Origin of the sequence: Curvibacter lanceolatus ATCC 14669 (genome assembly GCF_000381265.1) — a bacterium.
Taxonomy (GTDB): Bacteria; Pseudomonadota; Gammaproteobacteria; order Burkholderiales; family Burkholderiaceae_C; genus Curvibacter; species Curvibacter lanceolatus.
The window spans coordinates 87,166-106,959 of record NZ_KB906257.1 but is presented as its reverse complement, the minus strand read 5'-3'; the positions used below and the strand labels follow the sequence as shown (position 1 = coordinate 106,959).

Genomic DNA, 19,794 nt, shown 5'->3' with positions numbered 1-19,794 from the left:
CTGGCGCCACTGCGGCTCAAAACCGGGGCCGATCGGCACACACATCGAGCACGGTGCCCGCCACCCGACGCGGCGTCGGCAGCGGCTCATCGTCAAACAAGCCGGGTTGGCGCAAGGCCTGCTCGGGGTCGCGCAGGAAGCGCGACAGGTCCAGCTCCACCCGATCGCGGTTCAGCCCCAGGCGGGTGCAGGCGCGGTCAAAGCGCTGGCTCAGCAGATCGCCCCACAGGCCCTGGCCCTTCATGCGGGTCGAGAAGTCGCCGGCCGAATCCTGCCCGCCACGGTGGTCGCGCAAGCGGGCCAGCACGCGGGCGGCGCGGTCCGGGTAGTGCAGCTGAAGCCATTCGGTGAACACCTCGCGCAGCTCCCAGGGCAGGCGCAGCACGGTGTAGAAGGCCGAGCGAGCGCCCGCCTCGGCGGCGGCCGTCAGCACCTGCTCCATGTCTTCGTTGAGGAAGGGGATCTGCGGCGCCACGCTCACCCCCACGGGCACGCCGGCCTCGGCCAGGGTGCGGATCGTGCGCAGGCGCCGCTGCGGCGAGGCGGCCCGGGGCTCCAGGCGGCGCGCCAACTCGGCGTCCAGGGTGGTGATGGTCACATACACCGCCACCAGGCCTTGGCGCGCCATCGGCACCAGCAGGTCCAGGTCGCGCTCGACCAGGCTGGCCTTGGTGATCAGAGAGAACGGGTGCTGGTGCCGCTGCAAGACCTCGATCACGCGCCGTGTCAGGCGCAGCTCGCGCTCCACCGGCTGGTAGCAATCGGTGGCCGAGCCCAGGTTGGTCATGCGGGCCTGGTAGGTGGGCCGTGACAGGGCCTGCTCCAGCAGTTCGGGCAGGTTGTGCTTGGCCACGATCTTGGTCTCGAAATCCAGGCCCGGCGAGTACCCCAGGTAGCTGTGGGTGGGCCGCGCATAGCAGTAGCTGCAGCCGTGCTCGCAGCCCCGGTAGGGGTTGATCGCCTGGTCAAAAGCGATGTCGGGCGAATCGTTGCGGCTCAGCGCGCTGCGCGCGGCTTCGCGGATCACCTCGGTGGCGGGCCGGGTGGGATCGGGTTCACCCCCCGCCATGCCCACCCAGCCATCATCCGCCCACTCGCGCTGGTCCTTGCTGAAGCGATGGGCCACCGCACTGGACACGCCCCGCCCCTTCAGCAGCTGCACAGGCCTGGGCACGGTGGGGGGCGGGCTGAAATCGTCCATGAAGGCTCCAATAACTGTATTTTTATACAGTTTATCGGAAAGCCTCCACCCGCGGTCAGCCCTGGCGCAGGCAGGGGTTCAGCTCAATGCCCGCCCGCCCCCATGTTCACCGGCCCGCTCATGCCCCGCTGCAGAAACCAGGCACAGGCCGCAGCCAGCAGCATCGGCACCAGCATCAGCCGGAAGATGTCGGGCATGGCCAGACCGCCGCTGATCATGATGCCCACCATGCTGGCCCCGGTCAGCGAGCCCACGCGAGACAGCGTGGCGGCCCAGTCCACGCCGGCGCCCCGCATGTAGGTCGGGTAGACCGAAGCCGCCACGGCCTGCAGGCCCACCACCGGCCCGGCCACGCAAAAGCCGCTCAGCAGCGTCACCGGCACAAACCAGGGCGTGCCCACAGCCGCCGTCAGTCCCCAGGTGGTCAGTCCCCCCAGGACGAACACCGTGCCCAACCAGACCGCGGGCCGCAGCCGGCGCAGGGCCAGCGCCGTGCTCACCGAACCGATCAAGGCACCGATCTGGAAGCTCGAGGCCAGCTTCGAGGCCTGGGCCGGCTCGATACCCCCCAGGTTCAGCAGCGAAGGCAGCCAGCTGGCAATGGTGTAGAAGCTCAGCAGCACGGTGAAGTTCATGCCCCACAGCGCCAGCGTGACCGCCGCAAAACGCCCCCGGAACAGCTCGGTCACCCGGGCCTTGGGGCCGGCCTGCGGGTTCTCGTGGCTGACGAAGTCGGTGCGCGTGAACTCACGCCCCGGAAACAGCCTGTCCATGGCCGCTGGCACCTCAGCCGCCCGTTGCGGGCGCAAGGCCATGTAACGCGGCGACTCGGGCATCCAGGCCGCCAGCAACACGATCATGGCAATCGGCACCACCCCACCGATGAGCATGATGCCCTCCCAGCCCACCTGGTGCAGATAAGCCCCGGTGACCAGGCCGGCCAGCACCGAGCCGGTGAGAAAGCCGCTGAAGACAATGGCCAGGATGGTCGAGCGCGAGCGCGCCGGGGTCAGCTCGGCGCACAGGGTGGACAAGGCCGGCAGGGCCGCGCCAATGCCCGCACCGGTGGCAAAGCGCCACAGCATCAGCTCGGTGTAGCCTTTGGACAGGGCGACGCCGATGCAGGCCACGCCGAAGATCAGCACGCTGATCACGCTGACCCGTTTGCGGCCATACACATCGCACAGCATGCCGCCCACAAAAGAGCTGAGCAGCAGCCCCCCCATGCCGGCGGCAAACAGGCCGGACACCTCGGTGCTGCTCAGTTGAAAGGCCTTGACCATCGAAGGCACCAGAAAGCCGATGGCGGCGGTGTCAAAACCTTCGATGGTGATGAAAAGAAAGATCAGAAAGAAGATCACCAGCCGGCGAAAGCCGAGCGGCGACTGCTCGATGACCTCGACAAGATCGAGGGTAGGCAACTTGGACAAGATGGTTCCTTGGACAGGCCAGGCCCGCGTGTTGGCCTGGCGGGATGAAGATGGGAGCTTGGGACCCTCGGCCAGGCGCCGCCGCTTCAGGCAGCACCTGGCCCGGCCGCCATCACAGCTTGAAGAAGGCCTGGGCGTTGTCGCGCAGGATGCCTTGACGCTGCGCGGGGGTGAGGAAGTCCACCCCGCGCACCAGGCTGCCGATGTCCTGCTCGCCCAGGGGGAAGGGGTAATCCGAGCCCAGCATCACGCGGTCCGCCCCCATCACATCGACCAGCAGGCGCAAGGCGCCGGGGTTGAACACCACGCTGTCGACGTGAAAGCGGCGTGCGTACTCCGAAGGCTTGCGCGGGCAATCCTTGCGCACGATGTCGCGGTGCTCCCAGGCGTTGTCGACCCGGCCCAGGCCGTAGGCGAAATTGCCGCCGCCATGGGCAAAGCAGATCTTCAGCGATTCGGGAATGCGCTCCATGGCGCCCGACATGATCAGCGAGAGCATGCCCAGCTGGGTTTCAGCCGGCATGGCCACCAGCCAGGGCAGCATCCATTTCTGCATGCGTTTGTCGCCCCCCATTATGTCCCAGGGGTGGACCAGCACGGGGATGTCCTGCTCGGCGCAATGGATCAGGAACTCGACCAGTTGCTCGTCATCCAGGTCCTTGTCGCCCAGGTGGTTGCCGATCTGAATGCCCACGCAGCCGGCCTGCATGGCGCGCGAGGCCTCGGCGCAGGCGGCTTCCAGGTCTTGCAGCGGCACCTGGGCCAAGGCCTTCAGGCGGGTGGGATGCGGGGCGCAGAAGGCCAGGGCCATGTCGTTCATGCGCGCCGCCCAGTCGGCCGCCCGCTGCGCCTGCCAGGCGTAGCCGAACATGACCGGGGTGGCACAGACGAGCTGGGTGGCAATGCCATGCTGGTCCAGTTCCTGCACCCGGTAGCCCGGGTCCCACAAGGCCTGGTAGACCGGGCGGAAGGGCTGCGCACCCAGCATGATCTGCCCGGTGCGTCCGCCCGCGTCGACCGCCAGCCAGGGGGCCCGCTCGGGGGCCATGGCCCGGGCCTGGTCGGCGCTGATCGGCGGGAAGAAGTGAGAGTGCATGTCGATCATGCGTAGACCCTCGCGTGAGACGACTTGGCGATGTCGCTGTGCCAGGCCTTGAAATCACGGCCCGGGTGTTGCAGACCGCATTTCGGGCACACGCGCTCGGCATCGGAGGTGGCGTAGAACTGCTCATACACCGGCGGCAGGTCGGCCACGATGCTCTGCAGCTGCATCTCGTAGCGCTTGATCAGGGTGCCGCAGGCGGCGCAGCCCCACTGCAGGGCATCGGGTTCGCCGGCAGGCCGGCGGCGCTCCACCACCAGGCAACGGCTCTCCGGATCGGGGCGCTGAGGCGAATGCAGCGTGTGCGGAGGCATCAGGAACACATCGCCCTCGTTGAGGGTGACTCGCTCATAGCGGTCGCGGTCCCAGATGATGATGAAGGCATTGCCCTTGAACTGGTAGAAGAACTCCTCCACCGGGTCGTCGTGAAAATCGCTGCGCTCGTTGGGGCCGGCCACCACGGTCACCATGAAATCGGAATCCGGCCAGATCTGCGCATTGCCCACCGGGGGGCGCAGCAGGTGATTGTGCTCACCCAGCCATTGGCCAAAGTTCAGGGGCATGCCGTACTTCATTTCAAACATCTTGGGTCTCCTTGGTTTGTTGTGGGGCACTGGGGCGATAGGCCACGGCCTTGATCTCGATGAGCAAGTGCGGGTGTGGCAACTGGTGCACTGCGACGGTGGTGCGGGTGGGCCCGTCGTAGTCGAAATACTCGGCCCAGACTTCATTGAAGCCACCGAAATCGTTCATGTTCACGAGGAACACCTGGGTCTCGACCACGTCTGCCAGGCCGGCCCCGACACTTTTCAGGATGTCGCGGATGTTCTCGATCACGGCCCGGGTCTGGGCCCGGATGTCCAGGGCCGTGACCCCCATCGGGTCGACCTGGACACCCTCAAAGCTGTTGTCGGGACGGCGTGAGCTGGTGCCCGACACGTAGATGAAATCACCTGCCCGCTTGAGGTGGGGAAAGCGTCCTCGCGGTGTGGCCTTGCCGGCCACCACCTGTGCGCCTGAACTCATGTGCTTGTCTCCTGTGAGTCTGTTGTTCTGGATGGGTCTGCCGACCGCTGTCAGCGTGTGCTGAAAGCCACCTGCCCCAGCGCGCTCGCGCCACTGCCGATGCGGCACTGCACGTGCAGGCCGGGCGTCAGGGCCTCGGCTGCGGTGGCGGCACCGGCCATGATCAGAGAGCCCGGGGGCAGGCTCAGGCCCGCCTGGTGCAACAGGCGCGAGGCCTGCACGATGGAGCGCAACGGGTGCCCCAGGATGGCGGCGGTGGAGCCTACCTGCACATCGCGACCGTCGAACTGCATGCGCACCCCGGCATTGGGCAGGCCGGAGAAATCACGGCTCCAGGGCCCCACCACCAGGCCGGCCGACGAGCAGTTGTCGGCCACCACGTCCTCCAGGGTGAACTTGAAGTTGCGGTAGCGCGAATCGATGATCTCCATGGCCGGGGCCACGGCGTCGAGGTAGTCCACCGCCTCAAGTGCGGTCAGGGGCGCATCGATGGTGCGGCGGGTGACGAAGCAGACCTCGGGCTCCACGCGGGGGTGGATGAAGCGCTTCAGGTCCACCACACCGCCGTCTTCGTCCATCATGGTGTTGGTGAGCCAACCCCAGATCAGGTTGTCCACCCCCATCTGGACCATCTTGGCGCGGCTGGTGAAGCCGAGCTTGATGCCGATGCGGTGCTCGCCGCGCGCCACCCGGCGCTCGATCGAGGCGCGCTGGATGGCATAGGCCTGGTCGAGGTCGAACTGCCCGGCTGGGAATTGCTGCACATCATGTGCGTGGTGGGCCGCGTCATCCAGCACGGCGGCAAAGCTGTCGATTTTTGTCATGTCGGTTCTCTGAATTCGGGGGGGCTGCGGTGGGCTTGGAGGGCCGTGCTCATCGCTCGAACACGGCGCGGATCGAGCCCAGGCCTTCGATGTGGGCCGTGAACACATCGCCGCGCTGCACCGGCACCATGGGCCCGAGCGCACCGGTCATGAGCACATCGCCAGCGCGCAAGGGCGTGCCCATGCGGGCCATCACGTTGGCCAGCCAGACGGCGGCATTGAGCGGGTTGCCCAGGCAGGCCGAGCCGGCGCCCACCGACACCTGATCGCCGCGGCGCTCCATCACCATGCCGCAATCGGCCAGCTCCAGGCGGCTCAGCTTCACGGGTCGGGTGCCCAGCACGAACAGGCTGGACGAGGCGTTGTCGGCCACCGTGTCGGCCAGCCGGATGTCCCAGTTGCGGATGCGGCTGCCCACCACTTCGAGGGCCGGCAAGGCATAGGCGGTGGCGTTGATCAGGTCGGCCACGGTGTGGCGGCTGTGCGGCAGGTCACGGCCCAGCACCAGGGCGATCTCGGCTTCGATCTTGGGTTGCTGCAGGCGCGACCAGGCGATCTCTTCGCCATCACCCACCGCCATGTCGGCAAACAGAGCGCCGAAATCGGGCGAGTCCACGCCCAGCTGGCGTTGCACCGCCACCGAGGTCAGGCCGATCTTGCGCCCCACCAGTCGCCCACCGGCGTCCAGGCGGCGCTGGGTCAGGTCCTGCTGCACCTGGTAGGCCGCTTGCAGCACGTCACCGCCCTGGGCGCCCTGCTCGATTTGTTCACGCACCGGGGCCACGGCCTCACCGGTTTGTTCCGCGGACCAGAGCAGGTCCGCAACGGCTTTCAATGTGGGATTCACGACAGCGCTCCTGAGGCGGGGTAAAAACAGAATTCGATTTCCACCAGGGCCCCGAGGGGCAGGTGGGTGACCCCCACGGCCGTGCGGGCCGGGGGTGTGAGGCTGGCGAACTGACGCTCCCAGACTTCGTTGATGGCGCCGAACTCCTCGAACACCGTGGTGTAGAGACGGGCCATGCACAGGTCGGCCATGTGCAAGCCGTAATCGGGCAAGGCCAGCGCCAGGTTGTCGAAGATGCGCTGGGTCTGCGGGCCCACGCCACCGGGCACCAATTGGCCGGTGGCGGGGTCCAGGGCCACCATGCCCGACAGCCAGGCCAGCGGCCCGACCTTCACACAGGGTGTGTAGCGAAAGCGCGGCGCCGCCAGGCGCGGCGAGCTGAGGTTGTGCCGCTGCATGCTCAGCCCACCTTGATGCAGATGTTGCTGACCTCGGAGTAGAAGTCGAGCGACCAGCGCCCGCCCTCACGGCCCAGGCCCGACAGCTTGGTGCCACCGAACGGCGTGCGCAGATCCCGCACATACCAGGTGTTGACCCAGACGATGCCGGTGTCGAACTGGCGCGCCACGCGGTGGGCGCGCTGCAGGTTGGTGGTCCAGAGGGTGCCCGCCAGGCCGTAGTTGGAGTCGTTGGCGCGGCGCATCACCTCTTCCTCGGTGTCAAACGGGGCGATGTGGCACACCGGGCCGAACACCTCTTCGCGCACGCAGCGCGCCGTGTCGGGCAGACCGGTCCAGATGGTGGGCTGGATGAAGGCACCGTCGTCGCGCTCGTCGCCGAAGTGGGGAATGCCGCCGCCGGTGACCACGGTGGCGCCCTCCTCCACGGCGAGCTTGAAGTACGAGAGCACCTTGGCCCGATGCTTGTGCGAGATCAGCGAGCCCATGTCCACACCGGGCTCGTCGGGGTAGCCGATGCGCAGCTTTTCGGCCCCGGCCTTCAGGGCCTGCACAAAACGCTCGAAGATCGGCCGCTCCACATACACCCGCTCGGAGCACAGGCAGACCTGGCCAGTGTTGGCGAAGGACGAGCGCAACACCCCCTCCACCGCCGCGTCGAAATCGCAGTCGGCAAACACGATGGCGGCGTTCTTGCCACCCAGCTCGAACGAGACCTCTTTCACGCCATCGGCCACGGCCTTCATGATGGTCGAGCCGGTGCGCGATTCGCCGGTGAAGGTGATGCCGTCAATGCCAGGGTGGGCCGACATGGCGGACCCGGCCGAGTTGGCACCAAAGCCATGCACCAGGTTGAACACGCCAGGGGGCACACCGGCCTCATGGAAGGCCTCGGCCAGCAAGGTGGCCGAAGAAGGGGTCTCCTCGGACGGTTTGACGACCAGGGTGTTGCCGCAGATCAGGGCGGGGGCCGCCTTCCAGGTCATCGACAGGATGGGCAGGTTCCAGGGCGAGATGCTGGCCACCACGCCCAGCGGCTTGCGCACGGTGTAGTTGAGCAGGGCCTCGCCCTGGGCCGTGCGGCTTTCAAAACATTCCCCATGGGCCACCTTGCCCAGATCGGCGAAGGTGCGCAGGTTGGCGATGGCGCGGAACACATCCAGGTTGCGGGCCTGGGTCACGGGGCGGCCGGTGTCGGCGACCTCGGCGGCCACGAACTCATCGAAGCGGCGTTCGATGACATCGGCCACCTTGTGCAGCCAGGCGGCGCGCTCGTCCACCGTGCTGCGGCCCCAGGGGCCTTCCAGGGCCTTGCGGGCCGCCTGCACCGCGCGGTCGACCAGGGCCGCATCGGCTTCATGGACTCGGCCCAGCAGGCGCCCATGCAAAGGGCTGATGTTGTCGAACTGCCGCTCGGTGGTGACGAACTCGCCATCGACGTAATTGCGCAGGGAGGCCAGCGAGGCTGGCAGCATGAATGGGTAGGACAAAGAAACCTCCGACGTGAAACTGGGAGGCACTGTAGGGAGCGGGCCGCGCTTTGGATAATGAAAACAAAGGCGCGATCTATAGCGTCCGGGAATAGCGGAAAACCCGCCCCACACCGGATCCGGGCCGCACGGCCAGCGGCCTGCGCAGGCCGGTGGACGCAGGCCGATCCGATCGATGACATGAGGGGTTGCGGCAGCCAGTGGCCTCCATGACCCGGGAAGGCCCGGGGCTGGCCCGCGCGCCCTCAGACCGAGTCGCGCAAGGCCTCGATGAAACGCTGGCAGGCCGCGCTGGGCTGCCGATGCGATGAGACGCTGTAGCCCACCGCGGCAAAGGCCTCCAGCGGCCCCAGCGAGAGCCGCGACAGCAGCCCCGACTCTTCGAAGCGCTGGGCCGCCAGATGCGGCATCAGGGCCACCATGGGCCGGCGGCGCAGCAAGCCCATGTTGGTGAGCACCGAGACCGAATACACCACCCGCGCCGGCAGGGGCAGCTTCTCGCTGTCGAACATGGCGCAGGCTGCGCTGTAGGCCACCGAATCGGGGGTGGGCAATATCCACTCCTGGTCGTGCAACTCGCGCAGGCTGAGGCCTTGCCGCGCCGCCAGCGGGTGCCGACGGTCAACCACCACGCACAGCGCCTCGTCGTAAAGCATCTGATGGTGCAGACGGTCGGGCTGCACCAAGCCCGGCATGGGCTCGTTGTCGCGCGGCAGGTAGCCCACCACCACATCCAGATCGCCCCGGGTCAGCGCCGGGAAAAGCGTGCTGTGGGTGCCCACCCGCACCTCGACCTCCACGTCGGGTGCCGCCTCGTGCAGGCGGTGGATGGCCTCGGGCACCAGCACCGCCGAGGCGGTGATCAAGGTGCCCACCACCACATGGCCCGAGACCCCCATCTGCCAGGCGTTGAGCCCGTCGGACAGGCAACGCAGCTCCAGCAGCATGGTGCGGGCGTGGCGCTCGAACAGGCGGCCGAACTCCGTCAGCGCCACGCCCTTCTTGCTGCGCACGAACAGATCCTGGTCCAGGTAGCGCTCCAGCTCGTGCAGCGACTTGCTGACGGCAGGCTGGGTCAGGGCCAGCTCGCGCGAGGCGGCCAGGATCGAGCCGGCCGACACCACCGCCTCGAACACCACCAGTTGGGAGAGTTTGAGTGAGCGCGCCAACGAGAGGCGCGACTGTTTGAAGTTCCGCATCGTGCATGACCTCTTGAATGGATCTGTCCGGAAGAGACAGACACTGCGACGCAGTGGCCCCGCAGCTTAGAGGTGTTACGGCCTTCTCCAGGTAAGCAAATGCAGGGGGCGGCGCCCCCTGCGCGCCCTCCCCGTCAGGCAGGCTGGTGGCGCGCCGTGGGCATGACCAGCGCCTCGCCCTCGATGACCACCTTGCCGGCGACCGTGCAGACGGTGGTCAAGCTCACCCGTCGTTTCTCAGGAAACAACTCCTTGACAGTCACAGTGGCCTTGACTGTGTCGCCAGGGTGCACCGGGGCCTTGAAACGCAGGCTTTGCGAGAGGTAGACCGTGCCCGGCCCGGGCAGCTTGCCGGCAATGGCGGCCGAGATCACGCTGGCCGTGAGCATGCCGTGCGCGATGCGCCCCTTGAAGGGCGTGGCGCTGGCGAACTCTTCGTTGATGTGCATGGCGTTGTTGTCGCCCGAGGCGCCGGCAAACAAGACGATGTCGGCCTCGGTGATGGTCTTGGCAAAGCTGGCGCTCATGCCGGCTTGCAGGTCTTCGAAATCATGGCCTTGGAGGTCGTTCATGGATCGCTTTCGATGAAGATGAAATGAGAGGGGCAACGTGCCCTTCAGGCGGCACGGCGCAGCGGTGCGGGTCGGTTGAACTCACTGAGCAGGCGCGCCTGTTCTGCGCGGGCGGCTTCGAGGTTGCGGTGCTTCACATGCCCGTAACCCCGGATGCCATCGGGCAACTGGGCCAGCTTCAAGGCCGTGTCGAAGTTGTCCGGGCGCAGACGGCTCAGCACATCCGCCATCAGCCGGCAGTAGTCTTCGATCGCCTGGCGCTCCTGACGCCGCTCCTCGGTCTTGCCGAAGATGTCCAGCGCGCCGCCACGCAGGCCCTTGCAGCGGGCCAGCCACTTGAAGGCGGTCAACACCCAGGGTCCGTAGGCCCGCTTGATCAGATGACCGGTGACCGGATCACGCTTGGACAGCAGCGGCGGGGCCAGGTGGAACTGCAGGCGGTGGCCGGGCTTGAACTCGGACTCCAGACGGGCCAGGAACTCGGGCGCGGTGTGCAGGCGGGCCACCTCGTACTCATCCTTGTAGGCCATGAGCTTGTAGAGGTTGCGGGCCACCGCTTCCGTCAGCAGGGTGCTGCCGGGCACGGCCTGGCGCTCCAGGCCTGCGACCTGGCGCAGGAACTGGGTGTAACGGCGGGCATAGGCCTCGTTCTGGTAGTCGATCAGGTCCGGCACCCGGCGCTGCAGCAGGCGCAGCAACTCACCATCGGCGCCGCAGGCATCGACCATCTTCTGGGCCGAGGCGCTCAGGCGCACCGGGCGGTGCAAGGTGACCACGCTGCCCGCAGCCGCCACAGGGTTGAGGCGCGCGATCTCGGCCTCGACCAGATCGCGCCGGCTCACGGCCAGACGGCCCCAGCGGAAGGCGGCCAGCCCCATGTTGACGGCCACGCCGGCCTGCACGATGGCGGCCTCGATCGAGGCCGCCGCCAGGGGCAAGGCACCGGCCTGGTAGGCCACCCCCACCATGAAGATGTTGGTGGCCATGCTGTCGGCAAACAGGCCTTCGGCCAGGCCCTGGCCGTCCAGGAAGACGTTGTCGGCCGCACGGCTGACGCGCTGGATGCCCTGCATCAGCGGGTCCAGCTCGGGGAACTGGACATGGCGGTCGGACACCATCTGCCCGGTGGGCGTGCGGGTGGTGGAGACCACCGCCACCGTGACCTCGGGATGGCACTTGTCCAGGTTCTTGGGGTCGGTGGCGTTCAGGATGTCAAAGCCCAGGTACAGATCGGCACAGCCATCGGTGATCTTGTTGGCGCCATGGAACGGTGCAGCGGTGATCTTCAGGTCCGAGATCACGGCCCCGCCCTTTTGCGCCAGGCCGGTCTGGTCCAGCCCGATCACATGCTTGCCCTCGATGCGGGCCGCGTTGGCGATGGTGGAGGCCACGGTGACCGAACCCGTACCGCCGATGCCCATGATGTGCACACCGAAGTCGCCCCGCACCTTGAGCTCGGGTTCGGGCAGGGCATGCTCCATGGCGGGGATGCGGCCCTTCTTCTTTTTCTTCACGGGTGCGGCGCCCGCCGCTTCGGGGGCGGGTGTGACGGTCAGGAACGAGGGGCAGAAGCCGTCGACACAGGAGAAATCCTTGTTGCACGAGCCCTGGTGGATGCGCGTCTTGCGGCCGAACTCGGTCTCGATGGGCTCCACGCTCATGCAGTTGGACTGCTCGCCGCAATCGCCGCAGCCTTCGCACACCCGCTCGTTGATGACCACGCTCTGGGCCGGTTCAGGCCGCTGGCCACGGCCACGCAGGCGGCGCAGTTCGGCGGCGCACTCCTGGTCGTGGATCAGCACGGTGGTGCCCGGCACGGCGGCCAGCGTGCGCTGGGCCTCATCCAGGCGATCGCGGTGCCAGACCTCGGTGCCGCCGGCCAAGCCCACGCCGCTGTACTTGGCGGGGTCATCGGTGGTGATCAGCACCTTGCTGGCCCCGTTGGCCAGCAGTTCGGACACCACGTTGGCCACCGGGTGACTGCCCTGGATGTCCTGCCCGCCGGTCATGGAGGTGTGGGCGTTGTAGAGCAGCTTGTAGGTGATGTTGACACCGGCCGACACGGTGTAACGCAGGGCCAGGCTGCCGGAGTGGAAGTAGGTGCCGTCGCCCATGTTCTGGAAGATGTGCGGCACCTCGGTGAAGGGCGCCATGCCGATCCACTGAGCCCCTTCGGCCCCCATGTGGGTGCCCATGACCACGTTGCGGTCCATCCACATCGCCATGGTGTGGCAGCCGATGCCTGCCGACACCACGCTGCCGTCCGGGGCCACGGTGGAACTGTTGTGCGGGCAGCCCGAGCAGAACCAGGCGGTGCGGCCTGCGGTGGCAGGGTCTTCGCGCAGGTGGATGGCGTCCAGGCGCTGCAGCCAGGCTTCGGCCGATTCGATGCGGGCCTTCTGTGACAGACGCTTGTAGAGGGCACGGGCAATCACATCGGATTCGAACTCGCCGCCCGGCGGCAACAAGGGCTGCTCCTGCTCATCGAGCTTGCCGACGATGCGGGGCGCACGCGCGCTGCCATAGAGCACGTTCTTGGCGAACATCTCCAGGAACGGGCGCTTTTCCTCGATCACGAACAGTTCTTCCAGGCCCTCGGCGAACTCGCGCACGATGGTGGGCTCCATGGGGAACAACATGCCCATCTTGAGAATGCGCACACCGTGCCGCTTCAAGGCGGCCTCGTCCAGCCCCATCTCGCGCAGGGCCTGCATCAGGTCGTTGTAGGTCTTGCCCGCCGTCATGATGCCCAGCCAGGCATCGCGGTTGGGCAGCACCACGTTGTTGAGCTTGTTGACCCGGGCGTAACGCTTGGCCAGTTCCAGGCGCTGGGTGTAGAGCGAATGCTCCATCTCCAGGGCCTCGGCCCGCACGTTCATGCCCAGGTTCATGCGCGGCGTGAAGGGCACACCGTCGAACTCGAGGTCGGGTTGCACGAAGTTCAGGCGCTCGGGCGAGACCTGGGCCGTGCCGCTGCCATCGGCCACATTGGTGACCATCTTGAGGCCCACCCACAGCCCGGACAGGCGCGACATCTGGTAGCCGTGCAGCCCCAGATCCAGGATCTCCTGCACCGTGCCCGGGTACAGCGAGGGCATGCCCAGGTGGAACAGCATGGGCTCGCTCTGGCTGGGCAGGGAAGACGACTTGCAGCTGGGGTCGTCCCCCACCACCGCCAGCACCCCGCCGTTCTTGCCCATGCCGGTGTAGTTGGCGTGCTTGAGCGCGTCGCCGCTGCGGTCCACCCCGGGGGCCTTGCCGTACCACAGGCCGGTGACACCATCGAACTTCTGCTGGCCCACCGCCCCCAGCATCTGGGTGCCCCAGACCGCCGTGGCCGCCAGGTCTTCGTTGAGCCCGTCGACGAAGCGGATGTTGTGCTCCAGCAGCAGCTTCTGCCGCTTGATCAGGGCGGCATCGAGCATGCCGACCGGCGAGCCCCGGTAGCCCGACACGAACATGCCGGTGCGCAGCCCACGGCGCTGGTCGGTACGGATCTGGTCCAGCGTCAGGCGCACCAGGGCGTCAATGCCCCCCAGGTGAACGACGCCTTCTTCACGGGTGAACGGGCTGTTGGGGTCTTGCTTCGCAGACATGAATCGACTCTCTAGATGGAACAGGCACACAGGGATGGGATCGGCACGGGGGCCGACAGAACAGCCAAGCTGCCCCGGGCTCATGCAAAGAGAGGGGCCCGGGCGACAGCTCTCCGCTGTGGACGTCCGTGCAGGCCCGCACGACCGACTGCAGCGGTGCGCGGCCACTTTAGCCAGGGCCTTGCGCCCTGAATAATGAAAAACTCCGAGCGATGTATGCCCGTTGTGAATAGCTGGCGGCGCCCCGCCTCAGGGGCGGCGCACGCCATCGCGCCCGGTGCGCCAGCCCCGTCTGAAGGGTGTGGGGGTGCCCCTGGCCTACCAGCGCTCCATGTAGGGCCGCAGGTCCAGCTCGAAGGTCCAGGCGTCGCGCGGTTGCTGGTGCAGCAGCCAGTAGTTGTCGGCGATGTGCTCGGGGTTGAGGATGCCGTCTTGCGCCTTGAGGGCGTAGCGCTCGGGGAAGTTGCTGCGGATGAACTCGGTGTCGATCGCGCCATCGACCACCACATGGGCCACATGGATGCCTTGTGGGCCCAGCTCACGTGCCATGCTCTGGGCCAGGGCGCGCAGCGCATGCTTGGCGCCCGCAAAGGCTGCAAAGCCCGCCGCACCGCGCAGGGCCGCCGTGGCCCCGGTGAACAGGATGGTGCCGCGCCCGCGCTGCACCATGCGCCGCGCTGCGGCCTGCGCGTTCAGAAAGCCGCTGAAGCAGGCCATCTCCCAGATCTTGAAGTACTTGCGCGCCGTCTCGTCAAGCACGCTGCAGGGCACGTTGGCACCGATGTTGAACACCAGCACCTCGATGGGCCCATGCTCGGCCTCGATGCGCTCGAACAAGGCCTGCACCTCGTCCTCCTTGCGCGCATCGCTGGCGTAGCCGTGGGCCTGCCCGCCTTCGGCCCGGATGGCATCGACCAGGGGCTGCAGCTTGTCGGCCGTGCGGCGCGTGACGCAGCTGATGTAGCCCTCGCGCGCAAAGCGCCGCGCAATGGCGCCGCCGGTGGCGTCGCCCGCCCCGATCACCAAGGCCACGCCGCGTGGCTGTTGTGTCTGCGTCATACCTGTGTCCCCATCGGTGAGGGCGTGCGCTGGTGCCCGCCTGGCCGACGATCTTGCCTGCGAGGCCCCCTGGCAGGCAAGCCACCCCCTGTCACTCAGGTTCAGCAACCTCAGGGATGGCCGCATTGACACCCTGCCACCGCCTGCCTACGGTGAGCGAACCACCCCGCAAGACGATGGAGACAACATGGGTCGCACCCTGGAATTCTTTTTCGACGTGGGCAGCCCCGCGTCTTACCTGGCCTGGACGCAGTTGCCCGCCCTGGCCGCCCAAACGGGTGCCCGCCTGCAATGGCGCCCCATGCTGCTGGGCGGCGTGTTCCAGGCCACCGGCAACGCCTCACCGGCGGCCGTGCCCGCCAAGGGCGCCTATGTGTTCCAGGACCTGGCGCGTCATGCCCGGCGCTATGGGGTACCGCTGCAGCGCAACCCCTTTTTCCCGATCAACACCCTGATGCTGATGCGGGCCGCCACCGGCTATGGGATGCACCAGCCCGATCGCCTGCAGACCTACCTGGCCGCCGTGTTCGACGCGATCTGGGTGCAGGGCCTGAACCTCGGGGATCCTTCGGTGGTGGGCAAGGTGCTGACGGGCGTGGGCCTGGATGCAGACCAGGTGCTGGCCTGGTGTTCGGATGCCGATGTCAAGGCGCAACTGAAAAACACCACCGACGAGGCCGTGCGCCGTGGCGTGTTCGGAGCCCCCACCTGCTTTGTGGGTGATGAGATGTTCTTCGGGCAGGACCGGCTGGATTTCATCCGGGCCGCCTTGCAAGACCCTCAGGCCTGATCGCCTGCAGCCACCGGGCTGGCAGCAGGGGGCTCTGCCGGATCGGGCGGCGCAGCTTGATCGGGTTGTGCAGGGTGTGCGGCCGCCACGGCCACCAGCTCCAATCCCAGCACCCGGGCCATCTCGGCCAGCGTGCTCAGGCGGGGGTCGATGGCGCCGGACTCGATGCGTTGCACCGTCATGCGCGACAGACCGGCCCGCTCGGCCAGCTCCTGCTGTTTGAGGCCCAGGCGTTTGCGGGCGGCTTGCAGTTCGGCAATCAGGTTCATGGGGAAGGCTCCAGCACTCCAGGACGGGGGAGCGCATTGTGCCGCCTGGGCCGCTGCCAGCGCAGCACAGGCGCAAAAAAACCCGCCGCAGCGGGTTGCTGGACCGGCGCCTTGCGGCGGGCGATCAGACGGCCAGCAGGCGGGCCTTGGCTTCCGCGTATTCGCGCTTGAGCTGGGCCACCAGGTCGGCGGTCTTCTGCACCTGGGTGATGGCGCCAATGCCCTGGCCACAGCCCCAGATGTCCTTCCAGGCCTTCTTGGCGTCGCCGCCGAAGTTCATCTTGCTGGGGTCGCTCTCGGGCAGGTTGTCGGGGTCCAGGCCGGCCGCGCGGATGCTGGGCTTGAGGTAGTTGCCGTGCACGCCCGTGAACAGGTTGCTGTAGACGATGTCGTCGGAGTTGCCGTCGACGATGGCCTGCTTGTAGCCCTCGGCCGCACGCGCCTCTTCGGTGGCGATGAAGGCCGAGCCCATGTAGGCAAAATCGGCCCCCATGGCCTGGGCGGCCAGGATGGCCCCGCCCGAGGCGATCGAACCCGACAGCGCCAAGGGGCCGTCAAACCACTGGCGGATCTCCTGGATCAGGGCGAACGGGCTCTTGGTGCCGGCATGGCCACCGGCGCCTGCGGCCACCGCGATCAGGCCGTCAGCGCCCTTTTCGATGGCCTTGTGGGCAAAGGCGTTGTTGATGATGTCGTGCAGCACCACACCGCCGTAGCTGTGGATGGCCTCGTTCACGTCGGTGCGGGCGCCCAGCGAAGTGATGATCACCGGCACCTTGTACTTGATGACCATCTCGATGTCGTGATCGAGTCGGTCATTGCTCTTGTGCACGATCTGGTTGATGGCAAACGGGGCGGCCGGGTTGTCGGGGTTGGCCTTGTTGTGGGCAGCCAGGGCCTCGGTGATCTCGGCCAGCCACTCGTCGAGCTGGGCGGCAGGGCGGGCATTGAGCGCGGGCATCGAGCCGATCACGCCGGCCTTGCACTGCTCGATGACAAGCTTGGGGTTGCTGATGATGAACAGCGGCGAGCCGATGACCGGGAAGGGCCGGTTGGCGAGCGCCGGAGGCAGTTTCGACATGTTGTTTGTCTCCAGGAGGGATGGGTCTGCGCGGATTTTGACGGGCGAGAGGGCGGCCACACTGTCCGTTTCGGGACAGCGCGGCCTGCCCGATCAGAAGGCTTCCGGGGCCAGCGCGGTCACGCTGTCGGCACCTTCGACAATGCTGTCGCGCAGGCCGGGGGCCTTGCTCAGCAGGTGGTCGGCATAGAAGCGGGCCGTGCTGATCTTGCTGCGCATGAAAGCCTCGTCCTGGCCCTGGGCCAGCAGGTCCTGCGCCACCAGCAGCGAGCGCGCCAACTGCCAGCCGGCCACCACATTGCCGGCCAGCATCAGGTAGGGCACGGAGCCGGCGAACACGGCGTTGGGCGAGGCCTTGGTGTTGCCGGCCACGAAGTCGACCACGTCCAGGAAGGCATGACGCGCCGCCTTCAGGCGCTTGGCCACCACGGCGGCGGTGTCGGTGCCGCTGGCCAGCAAGGCGGCCTCGGTCTGCTCGATCTGGGCGGCAATGCCCTTGGCCGTCTGGCCGCCATCGCGGGCGGTCTTGCGGCCCACCAGGTCATTGGCCTGGATGGCGGTCGTGCCTTCGTAGATGGTCAGGATCTTGGCGTCGCGGTAATACTGGGCGGCGCCGGTTTCTTCGATGAAGCCCATGCCGCCATGCACCTGCACGCCCAGCGAGGTCACCTCCAGGCTCATCTCGGTGCTGTAGCCCTTGACCAGGGGCACCATGAACTCGTAGAAAGCCGCGTTCACCTTGCGGGTGTCGGCGTCGGGGTGGTGATGCGCCGCGTCGTAGGCGGCAGCGGCCACGCTGGCCATGGCGCGGCAGCCTTCCGTGTAGGCGCGCATGGTCATCAGCATGCGCTTCACGTCCGGGTGGTGGATGATGGCGGCGCTGGCGTTGATGCTGCCGTCCACCGGGCGGCTTTGCACGCGGTCCTTGGCGTATTGCACGGCCTTCTGGTAGGCGCGCTCGGCCACTGCAATGCCCTGCATGCCCACCGCATAGCGGGCCGCATTCATCATGATGAACATGTATTCCAGGCCGCGGTTTTCCTGGCCCACCAGGTAGCCGATGGCACCGCCATGGTCGCCGTACTGCAGCACGGCCGTGGGGCTGGCCTTGATGCCCATCTTGTGCTCGATGCTCACGCAGTGCACGTCGTTGCGTGCGCCCAGCGAGCCGTCGGCGTTCACCATGAACTTGGGCACCACGAACAGGCTGATGCCCTTCACCCCCTCGGGCGCACCCTGCACGCGGGCCAGCACCAGGTGCACGATGTTCTCGGCCATGTCGTGCTCACCGTAGGTGATGAAGATCTTGGTGCCGAAGATCTTGTAGCTGCCATCGGGCAGCGGCTCGGCGCGGGTGCGCACCAGGGCCAGGTCCGAGCCGGCCTGGGGCTCGGTCAGGTTCATGGTGCCGGTCCATTGACCCGACACCAGCTTTTCCAGGTAGATGGCCTTGAGCTCATCGCTGCCTGCGGTCAGCAAGGCTTCGATCGCGCCATCGGTCAGCAGGGGGCACAGGGCAAAGCTCATGTTGGCCGAATTGAGGATCTCGGTGCAGGCCGCGCCAATCGTCTTGGGCAGGCCCTGGCCGCCAAAATCGACCGGGTGCTGCAGGCCTTGCCAGCCACCTTCTGCGTACTGCTTGAAGGCCTCCTTGAAGCCCGGGGTGGTGGTGACCACGCCGTCTTTCCAACTGGAGGGGTTTTTGTCACCGTCCCAGTTCAAGGGGGCGATGACGCCCTCGTTGAGCTTGGCGCACTCTTCCAGCACGGCCTGGGCGGTTTCCAGACCGGCATCTTCGAAGCCGGGGATTTGCGAGACTTGTTCGATGTTGGCCAGGTGTTCGATGTTGAACAGCATGTCCTTCAGGGGGGCGGTGTAACTCATGGGTTCATCTCCGGATATGAAAAGGGCATCGCGAACGATGCCCATTTGGCTTGTTATCTGGTCAGGGGGCTGGCCCTCAACTCAGCTGCGATCAGAGCTGGCTGATCAACTCAGGCACGGCCACAAACAGGTCGGCCTCCAGGCCGTAGTCGGCCACGCTGAAGATCGGTGCCTCCGGGTCCTTGTTGATCGCCACGATCACCTTGCTGTCCTTCATGCCCGCCAGGTGCTGGATCGCCCCCGAGATACCGCAGGCCACGTACAGGCTGGGCGCCACGATCTTGCCCGTCTGCCCCACCTGCCAGTCGTTGGGCGCGTAGCCCGCGTCCACCGCCGCACGGCTGGCACCCAGCGCCGCACCCAGCTTGTCGGCCAGGGGGGTCAGCACTTCGTTGAACTTCTCGCTGCTGCCCAGCGCCCGGCCACCCGAGACGATGATCTTGGCGGCCGTCAGCTCAGGGCGGTCGCTCTTGGCGATCTCGCTGCCCACAAAGGCGCTCTTGCCGCTGTCGGCCTGCGCTGCAATGGTTTCGACCGCGGCGCTGCCACCCGTGGCCGCTGCGGCGTCAAAGCCCGTGGTGCGCACCGTGATGACTTTGGTGGCGTCGGCGCTTTGCACGGTGGCGATGGCGTTGCCGGCGTAGATCGGGCGCTCGAAGGTGTCGGCGCTGATGACCTTGCTGATTTCGCTGATCTGCGCCACGTCGAGCTTGGCGGCCACGCGCGGGGCGGCGTTCTTGCCGCCGGCGGTGGCGGGGAACACGATGTGGCTGTAGTTGGCTGCCATGGCCAGGACTTGCGCGGCCACGTTCTCGGCCAGGCCGTGGGCCAGGGCTTCGCTGTCGGCGTGGATGACTTTGCTCACGCCTGCGATTTGTGCGGCTTGGGCAGCAGCGGCGCCGGCGTTGTGGCCTGCCACCAGCACGTGCACGTCGCCACCGGCTTGCAGCGCGGCGGTCACGGTGTTCAGGGTCGCGCCCTTGATGCTTTGGTTGTCGTGTTCGGCAATAACAAGTGCGGTCATGT

The 19,794-nt window shown here is 67.1% G+C and carries 18 protein-coding genes; 1 reads left to right on the top strand and 17 read right to left on the bottom strand.

All coding sequences use genetic code 11. The features are described from left to right. Positions 1–16: 16 nt before the first annotated feature. The 13 genes from F624_RS0110980 to F624_RS0110920 form a co-directional block, all read right to left on the bottom strand. On the bottom strand, positions 17–1,201 hold the full coding sequence (locus F624_RS0110980) for a PA0069 family radical SAM protein (protein ID WP_019574353.1): 1,185 nt from the start codon (positions 1,199–1,201) through the stop codon (positions 17–19). Between the two features lie 83 nt (positions 1,202–1,284). Beyond that, complete coding sequence (locus F624_RS0110975; protein WP_031254719.1) at positions 1,285–2,631, bottom strand: MFS transporter; 1,347 nt, start codon at positions 2,629–2,631, stop codon at positions 1,285–1,287. Positions 2,632–2,743: 112 nt separating this feature from the next. Then, on the bottom strand, positions 2,744–3,736 hold the full coding sequence (locus F624_RS0110970; RefSeq protein ID WP_019574351.1) for an amidohydrolase family protein: 993 nt from the start codon (positions 3,734–3,736) through the stop codon (positions 2,744–2,746). Then, positions 3,733–4,317, bottom strand: coding sequence for a 3-hydroxyanthranilate 3,4-dioxygenase (locus F624_RS0110965; RefSeq protein WP_031254717.1), 585 nt, complete (start codon positions 4,315–4,317; stop codon positions 3,733–3,735). Before F624_RS0110965 ends, F624_RS0110970 begins: the two co-directional genes overlap by 4 nt. Beyond that, a complete protein-coding gene (locus F624_RS0110960) occupies positions 4,310–4,759 on the bottom strand; it encodes a RidA family protein (RefSeq protein WP_019574349.1) in 450 nt (149 codons plus the stop codon). Before F624_RS0110960 ends, F624_RS0110965 begins: the two co-directional genes overlap by 8 nt. A 50-nt stretch (positions 4,760–4,809) precedes the next feature. After that, a complete protein-coding gene (locus F624_RS0110955; protein ID WP_019574348.1) occupies positions 4,810–5,583 on the bottom strand; it encodes a 2-keto-4-pentenoate hydratase in 774 nt (257 codons plus the stop codon). Positions 5,584–5,632: 49 nt separating this feature from the next. Next, positions 5,633–6,430 carry a 2-keto-4-pentenoate hydratase gene (locus F624_RS0110950; protein WP_043425877.1) on the bottom strand — a complete coding sequence of 266 codons (798 nt, stop codon included), beginning with the start codon at positions 6,428–6,430 and terminating at the stop codon, positions 5,633–5,635. Beyond that, complete coding sequence (locus F624_RS0110945) at positions 6,427–6,828, bottom strand: RidA family protein (protein WP_019574346.1); 402 nt, start codon at positions 6,826–6,828, stop codon at positions 6,427–6,429. Before F624_RS0110945 ends, F624_RS0110950 begins: the two co-directional genes overlap by 4 nt. A 2-nt stretch (positions 6,829–6,830) precedes the next feature. Then, the gene (locus tag F624_RS0110940) at positions 6,831–8,303 is read right to left on the bottom strand and encodes a 2-hydroxymuconic semialdehyde dehydrogenase (protein ID WP_019574345.1); all 1,473 of its coding nucleotides are present in this window, start codon (positions 8,301–8,303) and stop codon (positions 6,831–6,833) included. A 260-nt stretch (positions 8,304–8,563) separates the two neighbouring features. Then, positions 8,564–9,517, bottom strand: a complete 954-nt coding sequence (locus F624_RS0110935) for a LysR substrate-binding domain-containing protein (protein WP_019574344.1) — start codon at positions 9,515–9,517, stop codon at positions 8,564–8,566. Between the two features lie 134 nt (positions 9,518–9,651). Beyond that, on the bottom strand, positions 9,652–10,089 hold the full coding sequence (locus tag F624_RS0110930) for a MaoC family dehydratase (protein ID WP_019574343.1): 438 nt from the start codon (positions 10,087–10,089) through the stop codon (positions 9,652–9,654). A 44-nt stretch (positions 10,090–10,133) separates the two neighbouring features. Next, positions 10,134–13,685, bottom strand: a complete 3,552-nt coding sequence (locus tag F624_RS0110925; RefSeq protein WP_019574342.1) for an indolepyruvate ferredoxin oxidoreductase family protein — start codon at positions 13,683–13,685, stop codon at positions 10,134–10,136. A gap of 318 nt (positions 13,686–14,003) precedes the next feature. Further along, entirely contained in the window at positions 14,004–14,744 is a 741-nt protein-coding gene (locus F624_RS0110920; RefSeq protein ID WP_019574341.1) for an SDR family oxidoreductase, read from the bottom strand. Between the two features lie 187 nt (positions 14,745–14,931). Here F624_RS0110920 and F624_RS0110915 point away from each other — a divergent pair, with 187 nt between their 5' ends. Continuing rightward, positions 14,932–15,534, top strand: a complete 603-nt coding sequence (locus F624_RS0110915) for a 2-hydroxychromene-2-carboxylate isomerase (protein ID WP_031254715.1) — start codon at positions 14,932–14,934, stop codon at positions 15,532–15,534. Here the strand turns inward: F624_RS0110915 and F624_RS32445 are convergent. The 4 genes from F624_RS32445 to F624_RS0110895 all read right to left on the bottom strand — a co-directional run bounded on the left by F624_RS32445 (position 15,525) and on the right by F624_RS0110895 (position 19,792). Then, positions 15,525–15,803: a helix-turn-helix transcriptional regulator gene (locus F624_RS32445; RefSeq protein WP_019574339.1), complete on the bottom strand. Its 279-nt coding sequence runs from the start codon at positions 15,801–15,803 to the stop codon at positions 15,525–15,527. The two genes, F624_RS0110915 and F624_RS32445, sit on opposite strands and share 10 nt — an antisense overlap. 124 nt (positions 15,804–15,927) lie before the next feature. Next, a complete protein-coding gene (locus F624_RS0110905) occupies positions 15,928–16,884 on the bottom strand; it encodes an NAD(P)H-dependent flavin oxidoreductase (RefSeq protein WP_019574338.1) in 957 nt (318 codons plus the stop codon). Between the two features lie 93 nt (positions 16,885–16,977). After that, complete coding sequence (locus tag F624_RS0110900) at positions 16,978–18,768, bottom strand: acyl-CoA dehydrogenase (RefSeq protein WP_019574337.1); 1,791 nt, start codon at positions 18,766–18,768, stop codon at positions 16,978–16,980. A 91-nt stretch (positions 18,769–18,859) separates the two neighbouring features. Beyond that, a complete protein-coding gene (locus F624_RS0110895; RefSeq protein ID WP_019573124.1) occupies positions 18,860–19,792 on the bottom strand; it encodes an electron transfer flavoprotein subunit alpha/FixB family protein in 933 nt (310 codons plus the stop codon). Between the last annotated feature and the right edge of the window lie 2 nt (positions 19,793–19,794).